At 68.8% G+C, this 19,072-nt stretch carries 10 protein-coding genes; 5 read left to right on the top strand and 5 right to left on the bottom strand.

Annotation, left to right across the window (positions count from 1 at the left end; all coding sequences use genetic code 11):
• Positions 1 to 41 precede the first annotated feature (41 nt).
• Positions 42 to 794, bottom strand: a complete 753-nt coding sequence (locus tag AC1MEY_RS00305; protein WP_480228787.1) for a deoxyribonuclease IV — start codon at positions 792 to 794, stop codon at positions 42 to 44.
• A gap of 126 nt (positions 795 to 920) precedes the next feature.
• Between AC1MEY_RS00305 and AC1MEY_RS00300 the strand changes: the two genes are divergently transcribed.
• From AC1MEY_RS00300 to AC1MEY_RS00285, 4 genes are read left to right on the top strand one after another with little or no spacing between them, the layout of a single operon-like run.
• On the top strand, positions 921 to 3,161 hold the full coding sequence (locus tag AC1MEY_RS00300) for an MMPL family transporter (protein ID WP_480228786.1): 2,241 nt from the start codon (positions 921 to 923) through the stop codon (positions 3,159 to 3,161).
• 3 nt (positions 3,162 to 3,164) lie between these two features.
• Positions 3,165 to 4,223 (top strand): type III polyketide synthase, encoded by a 1,059-nt coding sequence (locus AC1MEY_RS00295; RefSeq protein WP_480228785.1) that lies wholly within the window; start codon positions 3,165 to 3,167, stop codon positions 4,221 to 4,223.
• 3 nt (positions 4,224 to 4,226) lie between these two features.
• Entirely contained in the window at positions 4,227 to 4,751 is a 525-nt protein-coding gene (locus AC1MEY_RS00290; RefSeq protein ID WP_480228784.1) for an isoprenylcysteine carboxyl methyltransferase family protein, read from the top strand.
• Positions 4,748 to 5,764 carry an NAD(P)/FAD-dependent oxidoreductase gene (locus tag AC1MEY_RS00285; RefSeq protein WP_480228783.1) on the top strand — a complete coding sequence of 339 codons (1,017 nt, stop codon included), beginning with the start codon at positions 4,748 to 4,750 and terminating at the stop codon, positions 5,762 to 5,764. The genes AC1MEY_RS00290 and AC1MEY_RS00285 overlap by 4 nt, the downstream gene beginning before the upstream one ends.
• A gap of 89 nt (positions 5,765 to 5,853) precedes the next feature.
• Here the strand turns inward: AC1MEY_RS00285 and AC1MEY_RS00280 are convergent, their stop codons facing one another.
• The 4 genes from AC1MEY_RS00280 to AC1MEY_RS00265 form a co-directional block, all read right to left on the bottom strand.
• A complete protein-coding gene (locus AC1MEY_RS00280) occupies positions 5,854 to 6,750 on the bottom strand; it encodes a hypothetical protein (protein WP_480228782.1) in 897 nt (298 codons plus the stop codon).
• Positions 6,751 to 6,995: 245 nt separating this feature from the next.
• Complete coding sequence (locus AC1MEY_RS00275; protein ID WP_480228781.1) at positions 6,996 to 10,955, bottom strand: DNA-directed RNA polymerase subunit beta'; 3,960 nt, start codon at positions 10,953 to 10,955, stop codon at positions 6,996 to 6,998.
• Positions 10,956 to 11,018: 63 nt separating this feature from the next.
• Complete coding sequence (gene rpoB / locus AC1MEY_RS00270; protein ID WP_480228780.1) at positions 11,019 to 14,531, bottom strand: DNA-directed RNA polymerase subunit beta; 3,513 nt, start codon at positions 14,529 to 14,531, stop codon at positions 11,019 to 11,021.
• 417 nt (positions 14,532 to 14,948) lie between these two features.
• A complete protein-coding gene (locus AC1MEY_RS00265; RefSeq protein WP_480228779.1) occupies positions 14,949 to 15,455 on the bottom strand; it encodes an Lrp/AsnC family transcriptional regulator in 507 nt (168 codons plus the stop codon).
• 129 nt (positions 15,456 to 15,584) lie between these two features.
• Between AC1MEY_RS00265 and AC1MEY_RS00260 the strand changes: the two genes are divergently transcribed.
• Positions 15,585 to 19,070, top strand: coding sequence for an indolepyruvate ferredoxin oxidoreductase family protein (locus AC1MEY_RS00260; RefSeq protein WP_480228778.1), 3,486 nt, complete (start codon positions 15,585 to 15,587; stop codon positions 19,068 to 19,070).
• The last annotated feature ends 2 nt before the right edge of the window (positions 19,071 to 19,072 follow it).

Here is a 19,072-nt window from a genome sequence, read left to right as displayed (position 1 = left end):
CCGACTGCGCGTCGCACGCCGTTCACTCCCTGAGAGTGTCTTCAGCGGACGTGTTCGCGCAGGAAGGCGATGTCGTCCTTGCGTCCCTCGTCAGAGGTCTCGCAGATCACCGGCGCGTCGGCGGCCGTGACCACGGCCACCAAGAGATCGGGATCGATTTGACCGGTGCCGAAATTGGCGTGCCGGTCGGCGCCCGAACCCGCCGCGTCGCGCGAGTCGTTGCAGTGCACCAGATCGATGCGGCCGGTGATCGTCTTGATCCGCTCGACCGCGTCGACCAGTGCCTCGCCCGCGGCCCAGGCGTGGCAGGTGTCCAGGCAGAAGCCGATGCCCATGTCGCCGATGCGGTCCCACAGCCGCGCGATCGTGTCGAAGTGCCGCGCCATCGCGTGGTCGCCGCCCGCGGTGTTCTCGAGGTACACCGGGACGTCGGTGTTGAGGTAGTCGAGAGCCTTGACCCAGCGCTCGAAGCCCGCCTCCATGTCCTTGTCGTCGGCGTGCCCGCCGTGCACGATCACCGCCGTCGCCCCGATCTCGGCGGCCGCGTCGCAGGTGTCCTGCAGGATCTTGCGCGACGGGATCCGGACGCGATTGTTCGCCGACGCGACGTTGATCAGGTACGGCGCGTGCACGTACAGCGGGACGGCCGACGCCTTGAGCGCGTCGGCGTCCTCGCGGGGCTTCGGTTTCTTCCAGCTCTGCGGATCTCCGAGGAAGAACTGGACGACGTCGGCGTTCTCGGCCGACGCCGCCGACAGCGGGTCGTCACCGTGCACGTGGGAGCCAATCAACACGCGCCCAGTGTAGGTCGCCCCTCCGACGCGCCGCGCTAAGTCATCAGCTGTTGACACGACCACGACGCTGCCCTAGCGTCCTAAGTCATCACTTGTTGACATGGTCCACCGCAGGAGGAACCGACCGTGATCCGATCCACCGGCCTTCTGCACCGCATCGGAACGTCGGCGATCGGGGCACCGCGGCGCATCCTGGTGGTCGCCGCGCTGATCGCCGTCGCTGCCGGGATCTTCGGGATCCCCGTCGCGGGGACACTGTGCGCCTGCGGCTTCGAGGACCCCGGCTCCGAGTCGGCACGCGCCTCACGCGTGCTGGTCGACCGCTTCGGCCAGGGCAGCGCCCAGTTGCTCTTCGTCGTCACCGCCCCCGACGGGATTCGCGGCGCCGCGGGAGTCGCCACCCGCATCGTCGACGAACTCGAGTCCTCGTCACACGTCGCCACGGTCACGTCGGCCTGGACCGCACCGCCGCTCGCCTCCGCCGGACTCGTCAGCACCGACGGCCGCTCCGGGCTGATCGTCGCCGGCATCACCGGTGGCGAGAGCGAATCACCCAAGTACGCCGAGGAACTGGCCGACCGGCTGGCCGTGGACCGCGACGGCGTGACGGTTCGCGCGGGCGGGTCGGCGATGGTGAGCGCTCAAATCACCTCGCAGTCGCAGCCCGACCTGCTCGTCATGGAGTCGCTGGCGATCCCGCTGTCGTTCCTCGTGCTGGTGCTGGTGTTCGGCGGGCTGCTGACGGCGGCGGTGCCGGTCGCCGTCGGTGCCATCGCGGTGATCGGCGCACTCGCCGTCCTGCGCGCGGTCACCTTCGTCACCGACGTGTCGATCTTCGCGCTGAACCTCAGCGCCGCATTGGGTTTGGCGTTGGCCATCGACTACACGCTGCTGATGATCAGCCGCTACCGCGACGAGCTGGCCGACGGCGCCACCCGCGACGAGGCGCTGCTGCGCATGATGACGACCGCGGGTCGCACCGTCGTCTTCTCGGCCACCATCGTCGCGCTGTCGATGGCGATGATGGTGATCTTCCCGATGCACTTCCTCAAGTCGTTCGCGTACGCCGGGGTCGCCACCGTGGCGTTCGCCGCCGTCGCCGCCCTGATCGTCACCCCCGCGGCGCTCGTCCTCATCGGCGATCGCCTGGGCGCCTGCGACCTTCGCCGACTGTTCGGTGATGGCCGCTCGCCACGGCGGCCGATCGAGCAGACCTTCCTCTACCGCTGGACGACGATCGTCACGCGGCGTTCGATCCCGATCGGCCTCGCGGTGGTCGCCCTGATGCTGCTCCTCGGCGCACCGTTCCTCGGCGTGCGGTGGGGGTTCCCCGACGATCGCGTGCTGCCCGACACCTCGTCGGCCCATCAGGTCGGCGATCGGTTGCGCGACGATTTCGTCAACGACTCGGCCACCGCCGTCACGATCATCGTCCCCCACGCCGCGGGCGTCGCACCCGCCGAGTTCGACCGGTACACGGGGGATCTCGCCCGGGTACCCGACGTCGCCGACGTCTCCCCGCCCACCATCGTCGACGGCAGCGCGCTGCTCACCGTCGCCGGCACCGCGCCACTGTTGTCCGACCGCTCCCAGGCCCAGCTGGACGCCATCCACGGGATCGACGGCCCCGCGGGCCGACAGGTGCTCCTCACCGGCACCGCCCAGGTCAACGCCGACAGCGTCGACGCCATCACGTCCCGGCTGCCGATCGTGCTCGGACTCATCGGGGTCGTCATGTTCGTCCTGCTGTTCCTGCTGACCGGCAGCCTCGTCATACCGCTGAAGGCGTTGCTGCTCAACACCTTGTCTTTGACGGCGGCGTTCGGTGCGATGGTGTGGATCTTCCAGGACGGCCACCTCGGCGGCCTCGGCACGACCGCCACCGGCACGCTCGTCGCCAACATCCCGGTGCTGCTGTTCTGCATCGCCTTCGGGTTGTCGATGGACTACGAGGTGTTCCTGGTGTCCCGGATCCGCGAGTACTGGCTCGCGTCGCCGTCGATCGGACCGCCGCACGCCCGCAGCGACGAGGCGGTCGCGCTCGGCATCGCCCGCACCGGCCGCGTGGTCACCGCCGCCGCGGTCATCATGTCGATCTCGTTCGCGGCGCTGATCGCCGCCGAGGTGTCGTTCATGCGGATGTTCGGCCTCGGCCTGACGCTCGCGGTGCTGGCCGACGCGACGCTGATCCGGATGGCCCTGATGCCGGCCTTCATGCATCTGATGGGCGAGTGGAACTGGTGGGCACCGCGGCCGATGGCCCTGCTGCACCGCCGGTTCGGGCTCGACCACGGCGACGGGCCATCCCGGCCCCGCCCCCACGAGGTTCACGACGACGTGACGTCCGCATCCCCGATGAAGGAGTGAACGATGACCGTAATCGCTGGTGTCAGAGGAGAACTGCCACCCAACCGCTACACGCAGGACGAGGTGACCGACGCCCTGCTGGCCATGCCCGGCTACGGCGACCACGCCGACGCCATCCGCAAGCTGCACCGCAGCGCGAAGGTCGACAGCCGCCACATGGTGCTGCCGCTGGCGGACTACGCCACACTGACCGACTTCGGTAGCGCCAACGACGTGTTCATCGAGCACGCCGTACGGCTGGGCTGTGCGGCGGTGCTGGGCGCGCTGGAAGACGCGGGGCTCGAGCCCGCCGACGTCGACGTCATCTACACGACCACGGTGACCGGCCTGGCCGTGCCGACGCTCGACGCCCGGATCGCCGGTCTGATCGGGCTGCGGCCCGACGTGAAGCGGGTGCCGATGTTCGGTCTCGGCTGCGTGGCCGGCGCGGCGGGCATCGCGCGGCTGCACGACCACCTGCGGGGCGCACCGGACGACGTCGCGGTGCTGCTGGCCGTCGAATTGTGTTCGCTCGTCCCGAAGACCGACCCGTCCATGGCGACCGTGGTGGGCTCCAGCCTGTTCGGCGACGGGGCCGCGGCGGTAGTGGCCGTCGGCGACCGCCGCGCCGAGGCAATCGGTGCGTCCGGGCCCGAGGTGCTCGACTCGCGCAGCCGCCTCTACCCCGATTCGCAGCGCACGATGGGCTGGGACGTCGACGCGAGCGGCTTCCGCCTGGTGCTCTCCCCCGACGTGCCGAAGGTCGTCGAGCGCTACCTCGGCGACGACGTCACCGGCTTCCTCGCCGCACACGACCTCACCGTGCCCGACGTCGGCGCGTGGGTGAGCCATCCCGGCGGCCCCAAGGTGATCGAGGCCATCACCGCGACTCTCGGCCTCCCCGACGACGCGCTCGAACTGACGTGGCGCTCGCTGGCCGAGGTCGGCAACCTGTCGTCGGCGTCGGTGCTGCACGTGCTGCGCGACACGATGGCCAAGCGCCCACCCGCGGGCAGCCCCGGCCTGATGATGGCGATGGGCCCGGGGTTCTGCTCCGAACTCGTCCTGCTGCGGTGGCGCTGACCGATGGCCTGGTATCTCGCACTGATCGCCGTCACCGCCGTCGAGCGCGTCGCCGAACTCGTCGTCTCGCAACGCAACCTGGCGTGGACGACGGCCCGCGGCGGCACCGAGGTGGGCCTGCGCCACTATCCCGCGATGGTCGTCCTACACGTCGGACTGCTCGTCGGGTGCGTGCTCGAACCGCTGCTGCTCGACCGTCCGTTCCTGCCCGCGCTCGGCTGGCCGATGCTGGCCGTCGTCGTCGCCGCGCAGGTCCTGAGGTGGTGGTGCATCACGACGCTGGGCCCGCAGTGGAACACCCGCGTGGTCGTGGTGCCGGGCGCGCCGCGCGTCACCGGCGGGCCGTACCGGTGGATCCCGCACCCCAACTACGTCGCAGTCGTCGTCGAGGGCGTCGCACTGCCGCTGGTGCATTCGGCGTGGCTGACGGCGGTCGCGTTCACGGTGCTCAACGCGCTGCTGCTCCGCACGCGGATCCGGGTGGAGAACGAGGCGCTGGCGAGCCTGGTCGGCGGGCCGGCGCGGTGATCGACCTGCTGGTCGTCGGTGGTGGGCCGGCCGGGCTCGCCACGGCCCTGTACGCGGCGCGGGCCGGCCTCGAGGTGGTCGTCGTCGAGAAGCGGCCGGGCGCGCTCGACAAGGCCTGCGGCGAGGGCATGATGCCGCACACCATCGCCCACCTCGACCGGCTCGGCGTCGCCGTCGAGGGCCGGCCGCTGCGAGGGATCAGCTACGTGTCCGGCTCCCATCGGGTGAACGCCCGGTTCCGCGCCGGCGTCGGCCGCGGCGTCCGACGGACGGTGCTGCACGCCGCGATGTCGGACGCCGCACGCGAGGCGGGCGTGAAGTTCGTGCTCGGCGACGTCGGTGACGTGGAGCAGGACGCCGATTCCGTTCGCGCGGGCCAGTTCCGGGCGCGTTACCTCGCGGCCGCCGACGGCCTGCACTCACCGATCCGTCGCCGGTTGGGGCTGGACCTGCCGCCGACGGGCCCGCGGCGGTGGGGCATCCGCAGACACGTCCAAATCGCGCCGTGGACCGACTCGGTGGAGGTGCACTGGTCGGCCGGCGCCGAGGCCTACGTGACACCGGTCGCGCCGGACTGCGTCGGGGTGGCCATCCTGTCCGCGAGCCGCGGCGGCTTCGATCAGCACTTCGCGGCGTTCGACGAGCTGCGGCAGCGGGTCGACGGGCGGGAGCACGGCCCAGACCGCGCGGCGGGCCCGCTGCGGCAGGGTGCGCGGTCGCGGGCGGCGGGCCGGGTGCTGCTGGTCGGCGACGCCGCGGGCTACATCGACGCGCTGACCGGCGAGGGCATGGGGCTGGCGTTCAGCGCGGCGGAGGCGTTGGTGGAGTGCGTCGTTCGCAATCGGCCCGAGGACTACGACCGGCAGTGGCGGCGGCTCACCCGCCGCTACCGGATGCTCACCGCGGGCCTGGTGGCGGCGACCGCGCACCCGCCGGTGCGCTCGCGCCTGGTCCCCGCCGCGGCCGCGCTCCCCCGCGTCTTCTCCGCCGCGGTCAACCAGCTCGCCTACTGACCGACCGCGAGTCACCCTCCCTTCCCATGGGTCACCCTCTCCCCGCGAGCAGACGTGAACTCCCCTCATTTGTGGCTAACCAGGGGACTTCACGTCTGCTCGCCAGAGGTTGTGGCGAACCGACGTTCCCTCAACAGGTTGCCGATCCGGCTCGCCAAGTCCCAAGGATGGACGCGAACGTCGTCGAGGACGATTGGCACGACCACGTATCCGCGGTCCTTCAACCGCTCGACCTTGATCCGATCGCGCTTCCATCGCTCCGGGTTCGCGTGCCACTCCATCGAGTCGTACTCGGCGACGAGCTTCGCGTCCTCCCATGCAAAGTCGGATCGCCAGAGATCCCCGCAGTGGTCCACGATCTCGAATTGCAGCTCGGGTAGCGGCAACCCGTGGTCGATGAACACCAGTCGCGCTTCGCTCTCCATCGGGGATTCGCTGCGACCGTCCGCGTATGGCAACAGGTCTCGCACCGCGACGATGCCACGGCGCCCCTTCTGCTCGGCGACGGCCGCCTCGAGTTCGATCTTCGGCACTCCCACCCGCAGTGCGGCGTCGAGTGTCGCCAACGCCCTCGGACGGCGCAGCACCCTCGCCACTTCCACTGCCGTCCATGCGGGAGCGGTCACCAGCCGCCGGCCCACCCGTCGCAGCGGCGCGCCCGCCCGTTGATGCACCATCACACCGAGGCTCGGGCGCATTCGGATGCCTGGGTCGAGGACGTGAAGTCGTCGGTCTCGTTCGGTGTCGAAGCCGTAGAGGTTGGCGGCGGTGCCGAGACACGGCACCAAGTCGTGGCCTGTCGCAAGGGTTAGGGCGGTCAACATGCCCTCGACGTCCGGCTCGGCCAGCGCATATACGCCGCGGCACACGCGCTGGATCAGTCCCGTCCGAACGTGCGTGTCGATTGACTTGCGCGACATCACCGTCAGCAGTTGATCGGTCGTCACGGAGCCGCCGGCACGCTCGACCAGGTCGTGGATGAACATGCCACCGAGACTGCCGTGCCGGCCGCCGCGCCGACAGACCCCGCGGCGGCACCTGTGGATAACCCGCCTCACCCCCTCCGCGAGCAGACGTGAACTCCCCTGATCAGGTCGGAATGAGGGGAGTTCACGTCTGCTCGCGGGAAGGAGGTGACACCACACAAGACGTGAGCCCGCGCGAAAACCCAAACCCACACAAACGAGAAGGGCCCCCGCCAGGAGGCGGGGGCCCAACTCGTTCTGAGTGACTACCGGTAGTCGCTGAATCCGTAATCGTCCAGCGGCACGGCCTGGCCGGAGCTCTGGCCGAAGTCCGGGCTGTAGTACTGATCCTCGTAGGACGGGATCGTGTACGCCGCAGCGCGGGCTTCCTCGGTGGGCTGCACCTGGATGTCGCGGTAGCGGTTGATACCGGTACCGGCCGGGATCAGCTTGCCGATGATCACGTTCTCCTTCAGACCCAGCAGCTTGTCGCTGCGGCAGTTGATCGCCGCATCGGTCAAGACACGCGTGGTCTCCTGGAACGACGCCGCCGACAGCCACGAGTCGGTCGCGAGCGACGCCTTCGTGATGCCCATCAGCACCGGACGGCCGGCGGCGGGTTCGCCACCCTCCGCGACGACGCGACGGTTGGCGGACTCGAACTCGGCGCGCTCGGTCAGCGAGCCGGGCAGGAACTCCGTCGAACCCGAATCGATGATCGTGACGCGACGCAGCATCTGCCGAACGATGACCTCGATGTGCTTGTCGTGGATCGACACACCCTGGGCACGGTAGACGTCCTGCACCTCGTTGACGAGGTGCTGCTGAACGCTCCGCTGACCCTGCACGCGCAGAACCTCGTGCGGGTTGGCCGAACCCTCCATGAGCTGCTGGCCGACCTCGACGTGATCGTTGTCGGAGAGCAGACGCTCCTCGCCGTCGTCGTGCTTGAACGACTTCAGGCGCTGGCGACGAGAGATCTTGTCGTAGACCACTTCTTCGCTGCCGTCGTCCGGCACGATCGTGATCTTGTAGAACTTCTCGCTCTCCTCCAGGCGGACCCGTCCGGAGAGATCCGCGATCGGCGCAGTGTTGCGCGGCACGCGGGCCTCGAACAGTTCCTGGACGCGGGGCAGACCACCGACGATGTCGGCACCACCCGTGACGCCACCCTGGTGGAAGGTACGCATCGTCAGCTGCGTGCCGGGCTCACCGATGGACTGTGCGGCGACGATGCCGACGGCCTCGCCGATGTCGACCAGCTTGCCGGTCGCCATCGAACGTCCGTAGCACATCGCGCACACGCCACTGGGGCTTGCACACGTCAGCACCGAGCGCACCCGCACCTGCGAGATGCCGGCTTCGAGCAGTGCGTCGATCGCCGGATCGCCCAGGTCGTGTCCACGTGCGACGACGACGGTGCCGTTCGCGTCGACCGCGTCGCTGGCCAGCGTGCGGGCGAACGCGGCGGTCTCCACGTGCGGATCCCGAATGAGGGCGCCGGTGGTGGCGTCCACCTCGGCGAGCGTGACGGCGATGCCGCGCTCGGTGTCGCAGTCGTCCTCGCGGACGATGACGTCCTGGCTGACGTCCACCAGACGACGGGTCAGGTAACCCGAGTCCGCCGTACGAAGCGCCGTGTCCGCCAGACCCTTACGGGCACCGTGCGTGTTGATGAAGTACTCCAGAACCGTCAGGCCCTCGCGGAACGAGGACTTGATGGGGCGCGGGATGAACTCACCCTTGGGGTTGGTGACCAGACCCTTCATGCCCGCGAGCGTGCGGGTCTGGGTCAGGTTGCCCGTGGCGCCGGACTTCACGATCGTGATGATCGGGTTGTCCTCGGGGTAGTACTCCTCCAGGGCCTTGCCGACCTCTTCGGTGGCCCGCTGCCAGATCTTGACCAGTTCGCCGTTGCGCTCGTCCTTGTTCAGACCGCCGCGCTGGTACTGCTTCTCGATCCGTTCGGCTTCCTGCTCGTGCCGCTCGAGGATGTTCTCCTTCTCCGGCGGCACCAACACGTCGGCCATCGACACGGTCACACCCGAACGCGTGGCCCAGTGGAACCCGGCGTCCTTCAGCTTGTCGACGGTCTGCGCGACCACGATCATCGGGTAGCGCTCGGCCAGATCGTTGATGATCCGGGCCTGGACCTTCTTGTGCATCTGCTCGTCGACGAACGCGTACCCGCGGGGCAGCAGCTCGTTGAACAGCACGCGGCCGAGGGTCGTGTGAGCGGTCCACGCGTCGCCGTACTTCCAGCCCGCGTCGCCGAACAGCTCGGCTTCGCGATCGGCCGGCGGGCGCAGGTGGGTCAGACGCACCTTGATCTTGGCGCGCACGGACAGCGTGCGCAGATCGACGGCCATCTGGGCCTCGGCGGCCGAGCTGTACACACCCGTCTCCGGCTGATCCTTGGCGGCGGGGACGTATTCGCCCAGCTCGCCGGGGATCTCGGCGGTCAGGAAGTACAGACCGGTCACCATGTCCAGACGCGGCATGGCGAGCGGCTTGCCCGATGCCGGCGACAGGATGTTGTTCGAGGACAGCATCAGGATGCGGGCCTCGGCCTGCGCCTCCGCGGACAGCGGAAGGTGCACGGCCATCTGGTCACCGTCGAAGTCGGCGTTGAACGCCTCACAGACGAGCGGGTGCAGCTGGATGGCCTTGCCCTCCACCAGCTGCGGCTCGAAGGCCTGGATGCCCAGACGGTGCAGCGTGGGTGCGCGGTTCAGCAGCACGGGGTGCTCGGCGATGACCTCTTCGAGGACGTCCCACACCTGCGGACGCTGACGCTCGACCATGCGCTTGGCGCTCTTGATGTTCTGCGCGTGGTTCAGGTCGACCAGGCGCTTCATCACGAACGGCTTGAACAGCTCGAGTGCCATCAGCTTCGGCAGACCGCACTGGTGCAGCTTGAGCTGCGGGCCGACGACGATGACCGAACGGCCCGAGTAGTCGACGCGCTTGCCGAGCAGGTTCTGACGGAAGCGACCCTGCTTGCCCTTGAGCAGATCGGACAGCGACTTGAGCGGACGGTTGCCCGGTCCGGTGACCGGACGGCCGCGGCGGCCGTTGTCGAACAGTGCGTCGACCGACTCCTGAAGCATGCGCTTCTCGTTGTTGACGATGATCTCGGGCGCGCCGAGGTCGATCAGTCGCTTGAGCCGGTTGTTGCGGTTGATGACGCGGCGGTACAGGTCGTTGAGGTCGGAGGTCGCGAAGCGGCCACCGTCCAGCTGGACCATCGGGCGCAGCTCCGGCGGGATCACCGGGACGGCGTCGAGCACCATGCCCATCGGGGAGTTGCGGTTCATCTGGAACGCCGCGACCACCTTCAGACGCTTGAGGGCGCGAAGCTTCTTCTGGCCCTTGCCGTTCTTGATGGTGTCGCGCAGGCTCTCGGCCTCGGCGTCGATGTCGAAGTTCTCGATGAGCTTCTTGATCGACTCCGCGCCCATGGCACCGGTGAAGTACTCGCCGTAGCGGTCCTGCAGCTCGCGGTAGAGCACCTCGTCGACGATGAGCTGCTTGACGGCCAGCTTGGTGAACGTCGTCCAGATCTCGTCGAGCCGGTCCAGCTCGCGCTGGGTGCGGTCACGCAGCTGGCGCATCTCGCGTTCGCCGCTGTCACGGACCTTGCGGCGGACGTCGGACTTGGCGCCCTCCTTCTCCAGCTCCGCGAGGTCGTTCTCGAGCTTCTGCGAACGCTCGGCGAGGTCCAGATCGCGCTGGTCCTCGACGGCCTTCTTCTCGACGACCATCTCGGCCTCGAGGGTCGACAGCTCGTTGTGCCGCATCTCGGTGTCGACGCCGACGATGACGTAGGCCGCGAAGTAGATGATCTTCTCGAGATCCTTCGGGGCCAGGTCGAGCAGGTAGCCCAGACGCGACGGGACGCCCTTGAAGTACCAGATGTGCGTGACGGGTGCGGCCAGCTCGATGTGGCCCATCCGCTCACGACGCACCTTGGCGCGAGTCACCTCGACGCCGCAGCGCTCACAGACGATGCCCTTGAAGCGGACGCGCTTGTACTTGCCGCAGTAGCACTCCCAGTCGCGAGTGGGGCCGAAGATCTTCTCGCAGAAGAGTCCGTCCTTCTCGGGCTTGAGCGTGCGGTAGTTGATGGTCTCCGGCTTCTTGACCTCGCCGAAGGACCAGTTGCGGATGTCGTCCGCGGTCGCGAGACCGATGCGGAGTTCATCGAAGAAGTTGACGTCTAGCACGTAACTCCCTTTCCCCTTGCGGGATTTTGGATCAAATTACTAATGACGGCTGGCCGGAGGCTCTTAAGCAAGGTCCTCGACCGACGGTGACTCGTTGCGAGACAGGTTGATTCCCAGGTTCGCGGCAGCGCGTTCCAGGTCCTCGTCGTCGGTGTCGCGCATCTCGATCGCAGTGCCCTCACTGGAGAGCACCTCGACGTTGAGGCACAGCGACTGCAGCTCCTTGAGCAGCACCTTGAACGACTCGGGGATGCCCGGCTCGGGGATGTTCTCGCCCTTGACGATCGCCTCGTAGACCTTGACGCGACCGACGGTGTCGTCGGACTTGATCGTCAAGAGCTCCTGCAGCGTGTACGCCGCGCCGTAGGCCTGCATGGCCCAGCACTCCATCTCACCGAATCGCTGACCACCGAACTGCGCCTTACCACCCAGCGGCTGCTGCGTGATCATCGAGTACGGACCGGTGGAGCGCGCGTGGATCTTGTCGTCGACCAGGTGGTGCAGCTTCAGGATGTACATGTAGCCGACCGTCACCGGGTACGGGAACGGTTCACCACTGCGTCCGTCGAACAGCTCCGACTTGCCCTCGGCGTTGACCATGACGTCACCGTCGCGGTTGGGCAGCGTCGAGGCCAGCAGGCCCTCCAGCTCACCCTCGCGGGCACCGTCGAACACGGGCGTGGAGACGATGCTGTCCGGCTCCGACGTCAGGAGGTTCTCGGGCAGGTTCTTGGCCCACTCCGGAGTTCCCTGTGCGACGTCGATGTTCCAGCCGGCCTTGGCGACCCAGCCCAGGTGCGTCTCGAGGATCTGGCCGATGTTCATCCGTCGCGGCACGCCGTGCGTGTTCAGGATGATGTCGACCGGGGTGCCGTCCGGCATGAACGGCATGTCCTCGATCGGCAGGATCTTGCCGATGACGCCCTTGTTGCCGTGGCGTCCGGCGAGCTTGTCGCCGTCGGAGATCTTGCGCTTCTGGGCCACGTAGACGCGGACCAGCTCGTTGACGCCGGCGGGCAGCTCGTCGTCGTCCTCGCGGGAGAACACGCGGACGCCGATGACCTTGCCGGACTCGCCGTGCGGAACCTTCAGCGAGGTGTCGCGCACTTCGCGCGCCTTCTCACCGAAGATGGCGCGCAGCAGGCGCTCCTCGGGGGTCAGCTCCGTCTCGCCCTTGGGCGTGACCTTGCCGACCAGGATGTCGCCGTCACGGACCTCGGCGCCGATGCGGATGATGCCGCGCTCGTCGAGATCGGCCAGCACCTCGTCGGAGACGTTCGGGATGTCCCGGGTGATCTCCTCGGCGCCCAACTTCGTGTCGCGGGCATCGATCTCGTGCTCCTCGATGTGGATGGACGTGAGCACGTCCTCCTCCACCAGGCGCTGCGAGAGGATGATCGCGTCCTCGTAGTTGTGGCCCTCCCACGGCATGATCGCGACGAGCAGGTTCTTGCCCAGCGCCATCTCGCCGTTCTCGGTGCACGGGCCGTCGGCCAGCACCTGGCCGGACTCGACGCGCTGCCCGGCGTCCACGATCGGGCGCTGGTTGGCGCACGTGCCGTGGTTGGAGCGGGCGAACTTGCGCATCCGGTAGGTGTGCCGGCTGCCGTCGTCGGCCATCACGGTGATGTAGTCGGCCGAAACCTCTTCGACCACACCGGTCTTGCTGGAGACGACCACGTCACCGGCGTCGATCGCGGCACGCAGTTCCATGCCGGTACCGACGAGCGGTGCCTCGCTGCGCACCAGCGGAACCGCCTGGCGCTGCATGTTGGCACCCATCAGGGCGCGGTTGGCGTCGTCGTGCTCGAGGAACGGGATCATCGCGGTCGCGACCGACACCATCTGGCGCGGTGAGACGTCCATGAAGTCGACCTCGGCCGGCGTGACGTTCTCGACCTCGCCGCCCTTACGACGGACCAGGATGCGCTCCTCGGTGAAGCGACCCGTGTCGTCGATCGGCGAGTTGGCCTGCGCTACGACGTAGCGGTCCTCCTCGTCGGCGGTGAGGTGCAGGATCTCGTCGGTGACCACACCGTCGACGACCTTGCGGTACGGCGTCTCGATGAAGCCGAACGGGTTGACCCGGGCGTAGACCGACAACGAGCCGATCAGACCGATGTTCGGGCCTTCCGGCGTCTCGATCGGGCACATGCGGCCGTAGTGGCTGGAGTGCACGTCGCGGACCTCGAGGCCGGCGCGCTCACGGGACAGACCACCGGGGCCCAGCGCCGACAGGCGGCGCTTGTGGGTCAGGCCCGACAGCGGGTTGTTCTGGTCCATGAACTGCGACAGCTGCGACGTTCCGAAGAACTCCTTGATCGCCGCCACGACGGGACGGATGTTGATCAGGGTCTGCGGGGTGATCGCCTCGACGTCCTGGGTGGTCATGCGCTCACGAACCACGCGCTCCATGCGGGACAGGCCCACGCGGATCTGGTTCTGGATGAGCTCGCCCACGGTACGCAGACGACGGTTGCCGAAGTGGTCGATGTCGTCGACCTCGACCGGGACCTCCACGCCGCCGGGGGCGGTCATGAAGGCGGCCTGCTCGGTGTTGACCTCGTGCAGGCGCACCAGGTACTCGATCGTCGCGGCGATGTCCTCGGGGGTCAGCGTGGAGCTTGTGATCGGGACGCCGGGGTTGAGACCGAGCTTCTTGTTGACCTTGTAGCGGCCGACGCGGGCCAGGTCGTAGCGCTTCTCCTTGAAGAACAGGTTCTCCAGGAGGGTCTGCGCGGACTCCTTGGTGGGCGGCTCGCCCGGGCGCAGCTTCCGGTAGATGTCGAGCAGTGCCTCGTCGGGACCGGCGGTGCTGTCCTTCTCGAGGGTGGACATCATGATCTCGGAGAAGCCGAAGCGCTCGGTGATCTGCTCGCTGGTCCAGCCGAGTGCCTTCAGCAGCACGGTGACCGGCTGACGGCGCTTGCGGTCGATGCGGACGCCGACGGTGGCGCGCTTGTCGACGTCGAACTCGAGCCATGCACCGCGGCCGGGGATGACCTTGACACTGGTGAGGTCGTTCTCGGTGGCCTTGTCCTTCGTCTTGTCGAAGTACACGCCCGGCGAACGGACCAGCTGGCTCACCACGACACGCTCGGTGCCGTTGATGATGAAGGTGCCCTTCTCGGTCATCATCGGGAAGTCACCCATGAAGACCGTCTGGCTCTTGATCTCGCCGCTCTCGCTGTTCATGAACTCAGCGGTGACGAACAGGGGCGCCGCGTAGGTCTGGTCCTTCTCCTTGCAGTCGTCGACGGAGGCCTTGACCTCGTCGAAGCGCGGGTCGGAGAAGGTGAGCGACAGGTTCCCGGCGAAGTCCTCGATCGGAGAGAGCTCCTCGAGCACCTCTTCGAGGCCGCCCTTGGGGTTCGGCTCGCCACGGTCGACGGCCTTGGCACGCCAACCCTCGGAGCCGATGAGCCACTCGAACGAGTCCGTCTGAACGTCGAGAAGCCCCGGAACCTCGAGAGGCTCGCGGAGCTTCGCGAAGGAGACTCGGTTGGGTGCTCCGGGAACGGAGTTGGTACCTACTGAATTGATCTGGCGAGAAGCCAAGATGCGTCCTTCCAGCACCTCATGCGACTGTTGGTGCCCGAGGACCGGGACCGCGGCCGCTATATCTGCGTCGGTTCGGCTGGCTTCACCAGACCTCCTCGAGGCAGACACGCGCCTAGATCACTGAGCAGAACTCAGACTAGGAGCACGGTGTGTGCGAGTGAGGTGGGCAGGATGCAGCCAGCGCAACGTCCAACAGTAGCGCAGAGCGGCGCATTCCTCAACTAGCGCATGCGGCGGCGAACTAGGCGCTGGCTGGCGTCTCTAACCCGTGCATTCATGCTGCCCAACAGATTGGCCCGTTACACGTCGTCCGTCAAGGGATAGAGCGGTGTTTGCTTCGGAGTGTCGCCCGGAGTTCAAGCCGACGTAATCGTCGAACACCCCGTCCGGATCGGCCGCGCACGTCGCGCACGGGCGACTTCGACGAACCCCTCAGGCCTCCGGCGCCGGCGTCGCGCGGCCCCAGCCCGACCGCTCGGTCAGCGCCTGCAGCAGCGGGTCGATGCGGTACGGCAGCGGCGTGGTCAGCGCCAGCGTCGTGCTCGAGTGGGTGACGCCCCGCAGCGACACGATGTGCTCGACGAGGCGTTGCAGATCGGCGTGGGTCGAGGTGGCGACCCGGACCAGCAGGTCCTCGCGCCCGGTGGTCGCATGCACCTCGAGCACCTCCGGGATGTCGCCGAGCGTGTGCGCGATCGCCTGCAGCTCGCTCTGGTGGATCTCGAGGGCGACGAACGCCTGCACGGCGATGCCGACGGCCGCCAGGTCGATCTCCGGCCGGTAGCCGCGCAGCACCTTGGTGTCGGTGAGCCGGCGCAGGCGGGCCTGCACGGTGTTGCGGGCGATGCCCAGCGAGGACGCCAGGTCACCGATGCCGATCCGCGCGTCGCGCGACAGCGCGGACAGGAGTCGGGCGTCGAGCCGGTCGATGTTGAGCATTGCGGTCACCTCGTAACGTGATGGACATCACTACCTGACCATTGTGCATAGTTGGCGCCGCAACAGTTGAACACATTCGCCACCGGGTCGACCCTTGAAGCATCGAGATAGGCAGTTCCATGCTGCGGGATGCGAGGTTCGGAACACGTGAGCACCGTCGACGACACCCGGCTGGCACCTGCCGCACCGATCCACCCCGACGACCGCTACCGGGTCGATTCCGGCCCCGTGCTGCTGACCGGGGTGCAGGCCATCGCGCGGCTGCTCGTCGAGCAGCACGACCGCGACTGCAGGCAGGGGTTGCGGTCGGCGTCCTTCGTCTCCGGCTACCAGGGCAGCCCGCTCGCGGGCCTCGACACGCTCCTCGCCGGCATCCCGTGGCTGCGTTCCGAGCACGACGTCCGGCTGGTCCCGGGCCTGAACGAGGAACTCGCCGCGACGTCGGTCTGGGGTAGCCAGGTCGAGCTGCCCGCGGGTGCCCGGACGCACGACGGCGTCGTCGGGGTCTGGTACGGCAAGGGACCCGGGCTCGACCGCGCGGGCGACGTCCTCCGTCACCTGTCCACCTACGGCGCCCATCCGACGGGCGGCGTGCTGGCGATCGTCGGCGACGACCCCGCCGCCAAGTCCTCGACCGTGCCCGCGGCGAGCGAGCGCTCCCTGGCCGCACTCAACATGCCGATCGTGTTCCCGCGCAACGCCGAGGAGATCGTGGCGTTCGGTCTGCACGCCATCGCACTGTCGCGGGCGTCGGGATGCACCGTGGCGATGAAGTTGGTGGCCGATGTGGCCGACGGCCTGTGGACGTTCGACGCCGACACCCGCGCGCTGCCGATCACCGTTCCCCGGATCGACTGGCAGGGCACGCCGTGGACGTACCGGCAGCGCGTGATGGGCGCCCCGCCGGACAGCCTGCTCGCCGAGGCCGACCTGTACGGCCCGCGCTGGGAGATGGTCCGGGCGTTCAACGCCGCCAACGACCTCGACCGCATCGAGGTGAACCCGACCGATGCCTGGCTCGGCATCGTCGCCGTCGGTCCCGCCTACGACGCGGTCCGCGGCGCCCTGACCGACCTCGGGCTCGACGAGGCGGCGCTGGAGCACGCCGGCATCCGCATCCTGCGCGTCGGCATGCCCTACCCGTTGGGGGAGAACGCGGTTCGCGACCTGGCCCGCGGCGTGGAGACGGTTCTGGTGGTCGAGGACAAGACCGCATTCGTCGAGTCGCAGGTCCGCGACGCCCTCTACGGCTCGGCGTCAACCCCCGCGGTGCTGGGCAAGCGCGACCACGACGGCAGGCCGCTCGTCCCGGCCGACGGCGAGCTGACGGCGGGCCGACTGATGGCCCCACTGCGCCGCGCCCTTCGCGACCGGGTCGAGCTGCGCTCCCCCTCCCGCGGACCGATCCAGCTTGAGGTGCTGCCGACCACGCGCACGCCGTACTTCTGCTCCGGCTGCCCGCACAACCGGTCGACGGCGGTGCCCGCCGGATCGCTGGCCGGCGGCGGCATCGGCTGCCACACGCTCGTCACGATGTCGGGACGCACCGACTCCCAGGTCACCGGGCTCACCCAGATGGGCGGCGAGGGCGCGCAGTGGATCGGCCAGGCCCCGTTCACCGACGTCCCGCACGTCTTCCAGAACGTCGGCGACGGCACCTTCTTCCACTCCGGGCAGCTCGCGGTGCAGGCGTGCATCGCCGCCGGGGTCAACATCACCTACAAGGTGCTCTTCAACGGCGCGGTGGCGATGACGGGCGCCCAGGACGCCCAGGGCGGGCTGTCGGTCCCGGCCCTCACCCACAAGCTCGCCGCCGAGGGCGTCGCCCGGATCATCGTCTGCGCCGACGAACCGGAGCGCCACGCGGGAGCGCGCTTCGCCGCCGGCACGACGGTCTGGCACCGCGACCGGCTCGACGAGGCGCAGCGTCTGCTCCGAGACGTCCCCGGTGTCACCGTCCTCGTCTACGACCAGCAGTGCGCCGCGGACGCCCGCCGCAAGCGCAAGCGCGGCGAGCTGCCGGCACGCCGCACGCGGGTCGTCATCAACGAAGCGGTCTGCGAGGGCTGCGGCGACTGCGGCGTCAAGTCGAACTGCCTGTCGGTGCAGCCCGTCGACACGGAGTTCGGCCGCAAGACCCGCATCGACCAGACCAGCTGCAACACCGACTACAGCTGCCTCGACGGCGAGTGCCCGTCGTTCGTCACCGTCGAGATGCCGGAGGAGCCCGTTCGGACGACGACGACGCCGCCCGCGCCACCGTCCGTCACCGAGCCCGAGATGCCGACGGTCGGGGCGTCGTTCAACGTCTTCCTCGCCGGCATCGGCGGCACCGGCATCGTGACGGTGAACCAGGTCCTCGGCACCGCTGCGCTGCGCGCCGGCCTGCACGTGCAGGGCCTCGACCAGACGGGCCTGAGCCAGAAGGCCGGCCCGGTCACGTCGCACCTGCGGATGAGTCGCACCTCCACGCCGACGTCCAACCGCATCGGCGCCGACGCCGCCGATTGCGTCCTGGCCTTCGACCTGCTGACAGCGGCGGACGCCAAGAACGCCGCCGTCGCGGCCGACGACCGCACCACGACCATCGCGTCGACGAGCCGCACCCCGACCGGAGAGATGGTCTACGACCCGTCGGTCGTCCATCCCGACGCCGACCAGCTGCTGACCAGGCTCGCGGACAGGTCAAGGAACGTCGTCACCATGGACGCGCTCGCCGCGGCCCGGACGCTGTTCGGCAACACGCTGGTGGCCAATTTCCTGCTCGTCGGCGCCGCGTACCAGGCCGGCGCGCTGCCGATCCCCCGCAGGCACATCCTCGACGCCATCGCATTCAACGGCGCGGCGGTCGAGGCGAATCGGGCCGCGTTCGAGTGGGGTCGCGTGGCCGTCGCCCACCCGACGGCGTTCGCCGCGGCCGTCGCCCCGCCCGTCCCGACGCCCGTCACGCTGGACGCCGACCATCCGCTGCTGCGCGCGTCGACGCTCACCGGCGAGTCGGCCGTACTGGTCCGGCGCCGTGCCGCCGAACTGATCGCCTATCAGGGCCCGCGGGTCGCCGCCGGCTACGTCGGGCTCGTCGAGACGGCGTGGTCCGCCGAGCGGCTCGTCGGCGACGACACCCGATTCAGCGAGGCGGTGGCTCGCGGACTGTTCCGGCTCACGGCCTACAAGGACGAGTACGAGGTGGCGCGACTGCTCACCGACCCCGCCTTCCTGGACACCGTGCGCACAGAGGTGCCGGGCGGGGTCGATCTCACCTACAAGTTGCACCCGCCGACCCTCAAGGCGCTCGGCCGCACCCGCAAGGTCGGCTTCGGCCCGAAGTCACACGTCGCCCTGCGCCTGCTGAAGCACGGCAAGCGGTTGCGCGGCACGGCTCTGGACCCGTTCGGTCACACGCGGATGCGACGGCTCGAACGCACGCTGGTGGCGCACTACCGCTCGATGATCGCGGAGCTGTCCGCCGACCTGACTGCAGAGACCTACGACCGCGCCGTTGCGATCGCCGAGGCCGCCGACGTGGTCCGCGGGTACGAGGAGGTCAAGCTGCGCAGCGTCGAGCGGTACCGCGCACGCCTGCTCGAACTCGGGGTGGACGCCGCCGGGTTCTAGCC

This window comes from Mycobacterium sp. PTI7, from assembly GCF_056679845.1.
The sequence above is the reverse complement of the archived record's forward strand: the minus strand, read 5'-3'. Positions and strand labels throughout refer to the sequence as shown.